This window comes from Xanthomonas sp. WHRI 10207, from assembly GCF_040202975.1.
In the GTDB taxonomy this organism is placed as follows: domain Bacteria; phylum Pseudomonadota; class Gammaproteobacteria; order Xanthomonadales; family Xanthomonadaceae; genus Xanthomonas.
The window spans coordinates 551,467-563,447 of record NZ_JBEGDX010000001.1 but is presented as its reverse complement, the minus strand read 5'-3'; the positions used below and the strand labels follow the sequence as shown (position 1 = coordinate 563,447).

Below are 11,981 nucleotides of genomic sequence, written 5' to 3'. Positions count from 1 at the left end.
GCCCGCGAACGCCCGGCGCGCTGCGCCGGGCGGGACATCCTGCTGTCAGACCAGCTGCAGCTCGAATGCCTTGAGTACCGCGCGGGTGCGGTCGCGCACGCCCAACTTGGACAGGGTGAGCAGGCGCTGCCTGCAAGCCGCAGGCTTGCGCGCCCGCGAACGCCCGGCGCGCTGCGCCGGGCGGGACATCCTGCTGTCAGACCAGCTGCAGCTCGAATGCCTTGAGTACGGCGCGGGTGCGGTCGCGCACGCCCAACTTGGACAGGATGTTGGACACGTGATTCTTGATGGTGCCCTCAGCCACGCCCAGCGAATTGGCGATTTCCTTGTTGGAAAAGCCACTCGCCATCAGCCGCAGGATCTCGGTCTCGCGATCAGTGAGCGGATCGGGCCGGTCCAGGCTGACGAACTCGTTGCGCATGTGCTCCAGGCCAGAGAGCAGGCGCTGGGTGACCGCCGGCTGCACCAGCGAGCCGCCGTCGGCCACGGTGCGGATCGCACCGACCAGCTGTTCCAGCGACACGTCCTTGAGCAGATAACCCTTGGCGCCAGCCTTGAGCCCGGCCAGCACCAGCTGGTCGTCGTCGAAGGTGGTCAGGATGATGGTCGGCGGCAGGGTGCCATTGCGCGAGAGCATCTGCAGGGCTTCCAGGCCGGACATCACCGGCATGCGCATGTCCATCAGCACCACGTCCGGCTGGATCTGCGGAATCTGCTCCACCGCCTGCTTGCCGTCCGAGGCCTCGGCCACCACCTCGATGCCGTTGTCCAGCGCCAGCAGCGAGCGGATCCCCTGGCGCACCAGGGTTTGGTCGTCGACCAGGCACACACGGATCATCAGAACACTCCTTGAGTAACGGCCGCAGGCATCAGTGCCGGCGCGCCTGGAACGCAGATGCGCAGGCCGAAGCCGTCGCCGCGCCGGGTTTGGATTTCCAGCTTGCCACCATACTGGTTGAGCCGTTCACGCATGCCGCGCAGTCCGTTGCCGGGCGCCACCGCATCGGCGCCATGGCCGTCGTCGCGGGCGTCGATCAGCACGGTATCCGCATCGCGCCGTACCTGGATCCACAGATTGCGCGCGCCGGCGTGGCGCACCGCGTTGGTGATGATTTCCTGGGTGCAGCGCAGCAGCACGTGCGCCCGCTCGGGGTCATCCAGGGTCAGCGGCTGGGCGATATCCAGATGGATGTCCAGCGACGGGACCTGGGTCACCAGGGGGCGCAGCGCCGCTTCCAGATCGATGGCGCCGCTGTCGCGCAAATGGCTGACCGCCTCGCGCACATCGGTGAGCAGCAGCTTGGCCAGGGTGTGCGCCTGACGCACGTGTTCCTGCGCCTGGCCCTCGGTGATGTGGCCAGCCACCTCCAGGTTGAGGCTGAGCGCGGTGAGATGGTGACCGAGCAGATCGTGCAGCTCGCGCGAGATGCGGGTGCGCTCGTTGATGCGTGCGCTTTCGGCCAGCAGCGCGCGGGTGGCGCGCAGTTCGGCGTTGAGCCGGCGCTGTTCTTCGCGTGCCTCGGTCTGCTGCCGGGCGACCAGGCTGGTGACGAAGATGAACATCGAAAAGCCGCCGTAAAGCAGCGATTGCATCAATGCGCCGGAGACCGGGAACCCCAGCAGCAGATGGTAGACCGGCAGCACCGCCAGCTGGCTCAGCACCAGCCACACCACGCCCACACGTAGCGGCAACAGCCAGGGGATCACCCCGGCCGCCACCATCATCAGAATGCTGCCGAGGCCGGTTCGGGTGAGATAGCTGACCGCCAGCGCGCAGATCGTGAGCAGTAGCAGGATCAGGCGATCGTACCAATGCGCGTGGCCGCCACTGTTCAAGCCGCGCGTCAACCAGAAATAGCTGACACCGAAGCCGATGAAGAACGCCGACATCGTGGCGGCCTCCAGCACGCTGCGGTGGTCGCCATCTTCGGCAGGCGCCCAGTAGATGAACACCAACGGCATGGCGATCATCGCCCAGGTGAACAGGCCGGCGAAGCGCAGGACGCGCGTATGACTGAGGTATCCCAACATGCTGGCATCTTAGGCCCAAGCGCCGCCGCTGCCCTCTTGCCGGAAGTCATGCATGCACACGTTCGCCTGCACGCACCTGCCGGCAAGGCCGGGTTTGCGCATCTGCGTTGCCCTGCGCGGGGGCGACTTGCGCGCCGAGGCGCACGCGGCGGGTCGCCGCTTCAGGCCACGCATGTAATAATCCGACGCAGATCCGATTTCGGATCGAGAGCGTTACCCCACGGAGTCCCAATGTCGATCGTCATCCGCGACGTGCGCGAGCACGAGCTCGATTCCGTCCTGGCCCTGAACAACAATGCCGGACTGGCGATCCTGCCGCTGGATTCAAACAAGCTGCAACGCTTCTACGAACAGGCCGAATATTTCCGCGTCGCCGAGCGCGACGGCAACCTGGCCGGCTTCCTGGTCGGGTTCGGGAGTGGCAGTGCCCATGACAGCAGCAACTTCGCCTGGTTCCGGGACCGTCATCCGGAATTTTTCTATATCGACCGCATCGTGGTCGCCAGCCGCCGTCGCGGCGGTGGCGTCGGGCGGGCGTTCTATGCCGATGTGCAGAGCTACACCGAGCTGCGTTACCCGCAGCTGGCCTGCGAGGTGTTCCTGGACCACGGCGCCGATGCGGCGTTGCTGTTCCATGGCAGCTTCGGCTTCCGCGAGGTCGGCCAGAACACCATGCCCGACGTGGAAGTGCGCGCGAGCATGCTGATGAAAGACATGAGCAGCTATCCGTGGGTCAAGGAGACCTATGGCGGCAAGTTGCCCGAAGAATTGCCGTGGGTCGGCCGGCCGCGGCATGCCGCCGCCACCGACAACCCATCGACGGGGAGCTGAGCGTGTCGAGTGTGAATGTGGATTTTGAACAGGCCGGCGAACTCAAGATCGGCCAGGTGGGCATTGCCAACCTGCGCGTGCGGACGCTGGATGTGCCGCGCCTGGTGCAGGAAATGCGCGAGCGCGTGACCCGCGCGCCCAAGCTGTTCGGGCGGGCGGCGGTGATTCTGGATTTCGGCGGCCTGTCGCAGGTGCCGGACGTGGCCACCGCCAAGGCGCTGCTGGATGGGCTGCGCGATGCCGGCGTGCTGCCGGTGGCGCTGGCTTACGGCACCAGCGAGATCGACCTGCTGTCGCAGCAACTCGGCGTGCCGCTGTTGGCAAAGTTCCGCGCGCAATACGAGCCGACCGCGGTCAGCCCACCGCCTCCACCGCCGCCGGCGGCACGCGCCGAACCCGCAGCGCCGGCCGCGCGCCCGGCGCCGGGCCGCATGCAACGCAATGCGGTGCGTTCGGGCCAGCAGCTGTACGCGGAAAACTGCGACCTGACCGTACTCAATACGGTCGGCGCCGGGGCGGAGGTCATCGCCGACGGCAGCATCCATATCTACGGTACCCTGCGTGGCCGCGCTCTGGCCGGCGCGCAGGGCAACCCGGACGCGCGCATCTTCTGCCGCGACTTCCACGCCGAACTGGTCGCCATCGCTGGCCACTACAAGGTGCTGGACGATGTTCCCATGGACCTGCGTGGCAAGGCCGTCCAGGTCTGGCTGGAGCAGGATCAGATCAAGATCGCTGCGCTTGATTGACGCGGCCCAACCACAGAAATATTCGGAGAAATCCTTTGGCTGAAATCATCGTAGTCACCTCCGGCAAGGGCGGCGTCGGCAAGACCACCACCAGCGCGAGCCTGGCCTGCGGGCTGGCACGGCGCGGCAAGAAGGTCGCCGTCATCGACTTCGACGTCGGTTTGCGCAACCTGGACCTGATCATGGGCTGCGAGCGGCGCGTGGTGTACGACTTCGTCAACGTCGTGCATGGCGAAGCCACGCTCAAGCAGTCGCTGATCAAGGACAAGCGGTTCGACAACCTGTACGTGCTGGCTGCCTCGCAGACCCGCGACAAGGATGCGCTGACCCAGGACGGCGTGGAGAAGGTGCTCAAGGACCTGGCCGCCGACGGCTTCGAGTACATCGTCTGCGATTCGCCGGCCGGCATCGAAAAAGGCGCGTTCCTGTCGATGTATTTCGCCGACCGCGCCGTAGTGGTGGTGAACCCGGAAGTGTCCTCGGTGCGCGACTCCGACCGCATTATCGGCCTGCTCGATTCCAAGACTCGCAATGCCGAAGAAGGCAAGACGGTGCCGGCGTTCCTGTTGCTGACCCGCTATAGCCCGGGCCGCGTGGAAGGCGGCGAGATGCTCAGCATCACCGACGTGGAAGAAGTGCTGGGGCTCAAGGCCATCGGCGTGATTCCCGAGTCCGGCGACGTGCTTAACGCCTCCAACAAGGGCGAGCCGGTGATCCTGGATGGCGAGTCCCCGGCCGGCCAGGCCTACGACGACGCGGTCGCCCGCATCATGGGCGAAGAGCGCCCGATGCGATTCATATCCGTGGAGAAGAAAGGCTTCTTCAGCAAGCTGTTCGGAGGCTAAGCATGGGCCTGCTCGATTTTCTCAAGAGCAAGAAGAACACCGCCGAGACGGCCAAGAACCGCCTGCAGATCATCATTGCGCAGGAGCGCAACCACCGTGGCGGGCCGGATTACCTGCCGCTGCTGCAGCGTGAATTGCTGGAAGTGATCAAGAAGTACGTCAACATCGACGCCGATGCGGTGCGGGTGGATCTGGTCAAGGACGGCGAGCACGACGTGCTGGATATTTCAGTCGCCCTGCCGGAAGACGGCGACAAGTAACGCGGTCATTGCCGCCAGCGTGCAGCCCGTAGACGCTTGCGCGCTGTGTGGCGGTCGTCGCATCGCCCTCCTGACGGTACCGTGTTCGCACGGTACCGTTTTGGTTTCTGCCCCACTGCGCGCCATTGCGGCGCGCCCGACCGCGAGCCACTGCGCGTGATTCCACATCCTGCTTCCGCATCCGATGCTTCCGCTGTGCTGTGCGTGGCTGATATCGGCCTCGACGCACCGGCAGCCTTGCTTGGCCGGTATGGCCTGCGCCTGCATCGCGTGGACGCTGACGCGCCGATTCCTGGCAGTTTCTGGGGCGAACCCGAAGCGGGCATCATCGGCTGCGATGTCTATGTGCGCGACGACACGCCGGTGCATTCGATGCTGCATGAAGCCGGGCACCTGATCGTGCTGCCTGCCGACAAACGCGCTGCCGTACATACCGATGCCACCGATTCGGTGGATGAGGAAGACGCCACCTGCTACCTGCAGATTCTGCTGGCCGACCAGTTACCGGGCGTGGGCAGTGCACGGCTGATGGCCGACATGGATGCCTGGGGCTATACCTACCGACTGGGGTCCACCCGTGCCTGGTTCGAGCAGGATGCGGAGAACGCGCGCAGCTGGTTGCACGAACGCGGGCTGCTGCCGGTCTGAGCTGGCTGCATGATGGTGCGGTGCGCGCCGTGGCGCCCACCAAGGGGCAAAACGCCTGCGTGGCTTGGGGTGCACTATTGCCTGTGCCTGCAGATCACCGTGCGCGATCAACATGCCGTCGCAGCGTGCGCCGTGCGCTGCACCGTCTTGCGATGCAGGCAGTGCGCACGCTGATGGCTATGTGTGTGTGGGCTCGATCGCGGCCACGGCACCGAACAGATCCAGCGTCGCGACGGTGCCCTGCCCTGCATCGGATTCCAGGCTCAGTTTCCAGCCCAAGTGCTCGCACAGCCGCCCGATCAGTTCCAGACCGATGCCGTTGCCCTGCCGTGCATTGCCGCGCGCCAGGCGTGCGTAGATCGCGCTAATTTCTTCCGGCGTCATGCCGTGGCCCGGGTCGGCGATGCGTACCATGCCGGGCGCCGATAGGGTGATGCGGATAATGCCGCGGTCGCTGTTTTCGATCGCATTGCGTAGCAGATTGCCGATGGCGGTCTGCACGATGGCGACCGGGGCGGTGAGGCTGCATGGCGGCAGCGGGTCGATGACCAGCTGCAGATCCTTGTCTGCGCACAGATGCGCGTGGTCGGCGACGATGTCCGGAATCAGATGATCCAGCCGCAACGTATCGCTGCTGCCCACCAGCCGGCTCGGGTCTTTCGCCAGCACCAACAACAAGGTGATCAGTTGCTCTACCGATGCGCTGGTCTGCGCGATGCGCTGCAACTGATGGCGCACCGCCGGCGGCGTGCCGGGTTGCTCCAAGGCCAGTTCCACCGCATTGCCGATCACCGCGATCGGCGTGCGCAGCTCGTGGCTGGCGCTGTCGATGAAGGCGCGTTCGCGCTCGACGAACTGGCCGTTGCGCTCCAGATAATCGTTGAGCGCATCGGCGATGACGTACAACTCGGCGCTGCCCTGCGCACCCACGGCAATCTGTTGCGCACGGCGTTCCGGACGCAGCGCACCGATGTCGCGGGCCAGCTTCACTAACGGGCTCACCAATCGGGCCATTGCGTAAGCGCCCATCAGCAAGGTGATGCCGATCAGCGCGATCCCGGCGGCCAGCATCCAGCGGGTGAGGAATTTTTCCAGCGCTTCGAAATCGGTGATATCCAGCACCAGTACGAGGCGACCCGCATGCGGCGTGTCGCGCACCATCAACGCGCTCGGGCGGCCGTCGACGTCACGCTCATGCAGGCCGGGATGCAAGGTACGTAACACCGGCGGCACGGGCTTACTGCCATCGAGACGATACAACCGCAAGGTGTCCGAATCCTGCCAGTGATAACCGGGACTTTGCGCGCTGCTGTCCAGGATGCTGTCCAGTTCCGAGTTGAGCAGCGAGCGCCACACGCCATGCTCGGCGCGCTCGTGCAGGTATTGCGCGGTGCCGAACACCGCCAACGTCATCAGCAAGGTGTAGCCGAACAACCACACCATGACCCGACGTCCCAACGGGCGCGGCTTAGCCATCGGCGCGATCGCTGCTCGTCGGTTCGCTGGCGCCATCGAGTTCTGCCAAACGGTAGCCAAGCCGTGGCAGGGTATGGATGAGCTTCTGCGCGAACGGCCCGTCCACGCTGCGGCGCAGCTCGTAGATATGCGAGCGCAGCATGTCGCCGTCGGGCGGGTCGTCGCCCCACAACGATTGTTCCAGGCGCTGCCGGGTGACGGCGGCCGGGCTGGCCTGCATCAACACTTCCAGCAATTTTCGGCAGGCCGGGTACAGGTGCAGCACCTGCCCGTCGCGGGTGGCCTCCAGGGTGGACAGATCCAGGCGCAGATCGGCCACCTGCAACAGCTTGCCGCGACGACGGCCATGTGCACGCGCAAGCAAGGCCTCGATGCGCACTTCGAGCTCGGGCAGCGCGAACGGCTTGGTCAGGTAATCGTCCGCCCCGGCGCGGAAGCCGGCGATCTTGTCCGGCAATTCGTCGCGCGCGGTCAGCATGATCACCGGCAGTTCGGACTGGTACTGCTCGCGCAGGCGTCGCAACACCTCCGGCCCGTCCATGCGCGGCATCATCCAGTCCAGCACCAGCACGTCGTACTGCTGGGTGGTGGCCAGATGCAGGCCGGTGACGCCATCGGGCGCTGCGTCCAGGGTATGCCCGCGCGCTTCGAAATAGTCGAACAGGTTGGCAACCATGTTGCGGTTGTCTTCGATGACCAGCAGCCGCATGGCGGTTTCCAGAACAGCCCGACAGGGACGGTGTGCGCATCCTAACCGAGCCGAGCCGAACCCGACCGCTCCAGGCGGCTCGGCGCGCGTTCCGACAAAATTCCGACCTGCTTGCCAGCTATCGTTCGGCCCCTTTTAATCGGGGCATGCACGTGTCGCCTGCCAGCTCTGCCTCTCTCCCTCGTCGGCGTGCGTTGCTTGCCGCGTTGCTGCTGATCGTCGTCAGCCTGGTGGCCGGGCTCGGGCTACGCCAACCCAATCCGCCGGACGAGCCGCGCTTTGTGCTGGCCGCACGCACCATGGTCGAAAGCGGCCATTGGCTGCTGCCGCACCGTGGCAGCGAGCTGTACGCGGAAAAGCCACCGGTGTTCATGTGGCTGCAGGCGGCGAGTTATGAGCTGGTGCCGCACTGGTCTGTCGCGTTTCTGTTGCCCTCGCTGCTGGCCGCGCTGGCAACGCTGTGGCTGACCTGGGACATGACGCGCCGGCTGTGGAACCGGCGCGTGGCCGGCTACGCGGTGCTGGCGTTGTTTGCGGTGCTGCAGTTCGGCCTGATGGCCAAGCGTGCGCAGATCGACATGGTGCTGGTGGCGCTGACCACGCTGTCGCTGTGGGGGCTGCTGCGGCATGTGCTGCGCGGGCCGGACTGGCGCGCGTGGACGCTGGGATTGTTTGCCGCCGGCGTCGGCACGGTGACCAAGGGCGTCGGTTTCCTGCCGCTGCTGCTGTTGCTGCCGTGGATGGCGCTGCCGCGCCAGCACTGGAGCGTGCTGCCAGCACGGGCGCAGGCCGGGCGCAGCTGGCTGCTGGTACTGCCAGCGTTTTTGGCTGGCACCGCAGTCTGGTTGGGGCCGCTGGGCATCGCGCTGCTGCACAGCGACGAACCGCAATTGCACGCTTACGCGCATGAGTTGCTGTTCAAGCAAACCGGCACGCGCTATGCGCACGCCTGGCATCACGTCAAACCGTTCTGGTACTACCTGCAAGTGATCGCCACGCTGTGGCTGCCGGGCTGCCTGTTGTTGCCGTGGCTGCTGCCGGCGTGGTGGCGGCGGCTGCGTCGCGGCGACCCGCGCTATGTGCTGCTGCTGGCGTGGAGCGTGCTGGTGCTGCTGTTCTTCAGTGCCAGCCCGGGCAAGCGCGAGGTCTACATCTTTCCAATGCTGCCCGCGCTGTGCGTAGCAGCGGCGCCGTTGCTGGCCGGGCTGCTGCGCCGTCGCGGTGTCCGCGTGCTGCTCACCGGCTATGTGCTGCTGCTCGCACTTGCCGGCCTGGTCCTGGGTGCCGGCATTGCGCTGCATCTGCACTGGGCGGAAAACACCGCGCTGAAGCGCGGCATGGAGCTGGCGTCGTTGCAGTCGGTGGGTTTCTGGCTGATCGGCCTTGGCATCGTCGGCATGGCGGCGCTGGCGTGGTCGCGCGGTCGTCGTGCTGGCACCGCGGTGGTGGTCATGACGGCGGCACTGTGGAGCGTGTACGGCCTTGGCTTGATGCCCGCGCTGGACCCTTACAGTTCGTCCGCGCGGCTGATGCAGCGCGTCGGCCAGCGTATCGGCCCGGATGCGGAGCTGGGCATGCTGGCCTGGCGCGAGCAGAACCTGCTGCAGGCCGACCGCGCGGTGACCGACTTCGGCTTCAAGGCGAGTTGGCAGCAGCAATGGGACAAGGCAGGCCCTTGGCTTGCGCAGGCACCAGAAAAACGTTGGTTGTTCGTGCTCAAGCAGGCTGTACCGGCGTGTATCGATCCGGCGCAACGCATCGATATCGGCGAATCCAATCGCAATCAATGGCAATTGGTGCCGGGCACCGCATGGCACGCCGGTTGCATCACCACGGCGTCCGACACCGAACAAACCGGTAGCGATGGCGACACAGACTGAACGCTCGGGGTCGGGTTAACGACTGGGCAACTTCAGTCCGACCGCTCTCCGACATCCGGGTTTCGAAGATGCCGGGCAATGACACAGGCCGACATCTCGATGAGCACGCTTCCAGTCCACGCGCCAGTTTTGGCGCACACCGCCCGTGATGTGCAGGCGCGCTTCTTCGTTCGCCATCTGTGGATGCCGCTGGCGGCTGTGTTGTTGGTCAGCGCGTTGTTGATGGGCGCAGGCGGCGACCAGTGGATTGCCGATGTGTTGTATCGGCTGGAAGGCGGCCACTGGCTGCTCAAGGACCACTGGTTTACCAGTGGCGTGATTCATCGCATCGGCAGAGGGTTGAGTACCGCTGCGGGTGTCAGCGTCGTGATTCTGGCGGTGGCTGCCTGGTGCAGGCCGCGTTTGCGCGTGCTGCGTTGGCCGCTCACCTATCTGGCCGCATCGATCGCGTTGTCGACCTCGATGGTGTCGTTGCTCAAGTCGTGGACCGCAATGGATTGCCCGTGGGATCTGAGCCGATATGGCGGCACGCAGGCGATGATCGGCTTGTTCGAATCGCGCCAGGGCATTGCCGCGTCCGGTTGTTTTCCGGCGGGCCATGCCAGTGCCGGGTATGCGTGGGTCGCACTGTATTTCTGTGCGTTGTCGCTGCGTCCTGCGTGGCGCGTTCCAGGTTTATTGATAGGGCTGGCAGCAGGTCTCATTTTCGGCGTTGCGCAGCAACTGCGTGGCGCGCATTTCCTCTCGCACGATGTATGGTCGCTGGCAGTGTGCTGGCTGACGGCACTGGGGTTGTACTGCGTGATGCTGGCTCGGCCACATCGCACGTCTGATTCGATGTTGCCATCGGGGGATGCAGCATGAGCACCTGGTTACCGGAACCGCGCGGGCGCACCAGTACCCGCGCGCTGACATGGAGTACCCGGCCGATCGTGTCGACCGAAGCGCTGGTGTTGCTGTCGAGCGTGTTTTTCGCGTTGGTATGCAATCAGCTGTTCTGGCGCACGGCAATGGCCACGCACCCGGGAAGTATCGGGTTTGCCATTTCGTTGATGGCGCTGCTGGTTGCCGTACACGCGCTGTTGTTGGGTCTGCTGGTGTGGCGCTGGAACGCCAAACCGCTGTTGACCCTGCTGCTGTTCACCACCGCGCTGGCTGCGCACTACATGGACAGCTACAACGTCTATCTGGATGCGGACATGCTGCGCAACGTGCTGCATACCGACCACAAGGAATCGCGCGAGCTGCTCACGCCGGGGCTGATTTTTCCGCTGGTCTGCTACTTCCTGATTCCCACCGTGCTGCTGTGGCGTACGCGCTTGCGTGCACGCAGCACGGGCAAGTCGCTGCTGGTGCGGGTGGGATTCTTGCTGGCGGTGGCGGTGGTGGGTGCCGCCGGTACCATGCTGTCGTCGCAGGATATTTCGGCGTTGATGCGCAATCACCGCGAAGTGCGTTACCTGGCCACGCCGATCAACTACATCGTCGCACTGCGCCAGAACCTCAAGTCCGATTCGCCGATCAAGCGTGCGCCCAAGCAGCCGATCGAACACGATGCCATTGCCACGCCGCGCGCTGCTGGCAGCCGCCCGCGTCTGTTGCTGCTGGTGCTGGGCGAAACCGCACGTGCGCAGAACTGGGGCCTCAGCGGTTATGCGCGCCAGACCACGCCGGAGCTGGCGCAGGCAGGCGTGATCAATTTCCCGGACATGCATTCGTGCGGCACCAGCACCGAAGTGTCGGTGCCCTGCATGTTCTCGCCGTTCGGCCGCCGCGATTACAACGAAGACATGATCCGCGGCCACCAGTCGTTCCTGCACGTGCTTGAACACGCCGGCATCTCCACGCTGTGGCGCGACAACCAGTCCGGCTGCAAGGGCGTGTGCGAGGGGCTGGAGATCCAGAAGCTGGACGATGCCACCACGCCGGAGCTGTGCGCCGATGGCCGTTGCATGGACGAAATCCTGTTGCGCGATCTGGCGGCGCAAGTGCGTGCCAAACCCGGCGACCGCGTGGTGGTGTTGCATCAACTCGGCAGCCACGGCCCCAGCTATTTCGAACGCTACCCGGCGCAGTTCGAGCGCTTCAAGCCGGTGTGCAAGACCGCCGACCTGGGTAGCTGCAGCCGCCAGAGCATCGTCAACGCCTACGACAACTCCATCGGCTATACCGATCATTTCCTCAATCAGGCCATCCATACATTGCGTGGCTTGTCCGACTACGACACCGCGATGATCTATCTCTCCGATCACGGTGAGTCGCTGGGCGAGAAGGGTCTGTATCTGCATGGCGTGCCGTATGCCATCGCACCGAAGGAGCAGACCCACGTGCCAATGGTGATGTGGTTCTCGCCGGAGTTTGCGCGCGATCGCGGACTGGATGAGGCCTGCCTGCGCCATCGCGCCGGGCAATACACCGATCAGGACGCATTGTTCCCCTCGGTGCTGGGCCTGATGCAGGTCAAGACCAGCGTGTATGCACGCGAACGCGACGTGTTTGCGCAGTGCACGGGGAAAGGCTGAGCGTTCGGCACCGCCAACGGCGAGATCGAT

13 protein-coding genes are annotated in these 11,981 nt (G+C 65.1%); 8 read left to right on the top strand and 5 right to left on the bottom strand.

The window, feature by feature from the left end; translation table 11 throughout:
- Positions 1 to 45: 45 nt before the first annotated feature.
- The 3 genes from ABQU90_RS22745 to ABQU90_RS02525 are packed head-to-tail and all read right to left on the bottom strand — an operon-like array spanning position 46 to position 2,031.
- Complete coding sequence (locus ABQU90_RS22745) at positions 46 to 189, bottom strand: transcriptional regulator (protein ID WP_104614158.1); 144 nt, start codon at positions 187 to 189, stop codon at positions 46 to 48.
- 7 nt (positions 190 to 196) lie between these two features.
- A complete protein-coding gene (locus ABQU90_RS02530; RefSeq protein WP_005990002.1) occupies positions 197 to 838 on the bottom strand; it encodes a response regulator in 642 nt (213 codons plus the stop codon).
- The gene (locus tag ABQU90_RS02525) at positions 838 to 2,031 is read right to left on the bottom strand and encodes a sensor histidine kinase (protein WP_055845602.1); all 1,194 of its coding nucleotides are present in this window, start codon (positions 2,029 to 2,031) and stop codon (positions 838 to 840) included. Before ABQU90_RS02525 ends, ABQU90_RS02530 begins: the two co-directional genes overlap by 1 nt.
- Before the next feature lie 231 nt (positions 2,032 to 2,262).
- Between ABQU90_RS02525 and ABQU90_RS02520 the strand changes: the two genes are divergently transcribed.
- From ABQU90_RS02520 to ABQU90_RS02500, 5 genes are all read left to right on the top strand, one after another.
- Complete coding sequence (locus ABQU90_RS02520) at positions 2,263 to 2,862, top strand: GNAT family N-acetyltransferase (RefSeq protein WP_055845605.1); 600 nt, start codon at positions 2,263 to 2,265, stop codon at positions 2,860 to 2,862.
- A gap of 2 nt (positions 2,863 to 2,864) precedes the next feature.
- Positions 2,865 to 3,611 (top strand): septum site-determining protein MinC, encoded by a 747-nt coding sequence (minC, locus tag ABQU90_RS02515; RefSeq protein ID WP_055845608.1) that lies wholly within the window; start codon positions 2,865 to 2,867, stop codon positions 3,609 to 3,611.
- 35 nt (positions 3,612 to 3,646) lie between these two features.
- Complete coding sequence (gene minD / locus ABQU90_RS02510) at positions 3,647 to 4,456, top strand: septum site-determining protein MinD (RefSeq protein WP_323523254.1); 810 nt, start codon at positions 3,647 to 3,649, stop codon at positions 4,454 to 4,456.
- A gap of 2 nt (positions 4,457 to 4,458) precedes the next feature.
- Positions 4,459 to 4,716: a cell division topological specificity factor MinE gene (gene minE / locus ABQU90_RS02505; protein WP_005994583.1), complete on the top strand. Its 258-nt coding sequence runs from the start codon at positions 4,459 to 4,461 to the stop codon at positions 4,714 to 4,716.
- 150 nt (positions 4,717 to 4,866) lie between these two features.
- Positions 4,867 to 5,364 carry a hypothetical protein gene (locus ABQU90_RS02500; protein WP_115514420.1) on the top strand — a complete coding sequence of 166 codons (498 nt, stop codon included), beginning with the start codon at positions 4,867 to 4,869 and terminating at the stop codon, positions 5,362 to 5,364.
- Positions 5,365 to 5,541: 177 nt separating this feature from the next.
- On the opposite strand, the gene ABQU90_RS02495 is transcribed toward ABQU90_RS02500, so the two are convergent.
- The gene (locus ABQU90_RS02495) at positions 5,542 to 6,840 is read right to left on the bottom strand and encodes a sensor histidine kinase (RefSeq protein ID WP_323518745.1); all 1,299 of its coding nucleotides are present in this window, start codon (positions 6,838 to 6,840) and stop codon (positions 5,542 to 5,544) included.
- Positions 6,833 to 7,549: a response regulator transcription factor gene (locus ABQU90_RS02490; protein ID WP_115512281.1), complete on the bottom strand. Its 717-nt coding sequence runs from the start codon at positions 7,547 to 7,549 to the stop codon at positions 6,833 to 6,835. Before ABQU90_RS02490 ends, ABQU90_RS02495 begins: the two co-directional genes overlap by 8 nt.
- A gap of 146 nt (positions 7,550 to 7,695) precedes the next feature.
- On the opposite strand from ABQU90_RS02490, the gene ABQU90_RS02485 reads away from it, so the two are divergent.
- The 3 genes from ABQU90_RS02485 to ABQU90_RS02475 all read left to right on the top strand — a co-directional run bounded on the left by ABQU90_RS02485 (position 7,696) and on the right by ABQU90_RS02475 (position 11,951).
- Positions 7,696 to 9,429 carry an ArnT family glycosyltransferase gene (locus ABQU90_RS02485; protein ID WP_323523253.1) on the top strand — a complete coding sequence of 578 codons (1,734 nt, stop codon included), beginning with the start codon at positions 7,696 to 7,698 and terminating at the stop codon, positions 9,427 to 9,429.
- A 99-nt stretch (positions 9,430 to 9,528) separates the two neighbouring features.
- Positions 9,529 to 10,293, top strand: a complete 765-nt coding sequence (locus ABQU90_RS02480; protein WP_323523252.1) for a phosphatase PAP2 family protein — start codon at positions 9,529 to 9,531, stop codon at positions 10,291 to 10,293.
- A complete protein-coding gene (locus ABQU90_RS02475) occupies positions 10,290 to 11,951 on the top strand; it encodes a phosphoethanolamine transferase (RefSeq protein ID WP_323523251.1) in 1,662 nt (553 codons plus the stop codon). Before ABQU90_RS02480 ends, ABQU90_RS02475 begins: the two co-directional genes overlap by 4 nt.
- The last annotated feature ends 30 nt before the right edge of the window (positions 11,952 to 11,981 follow it).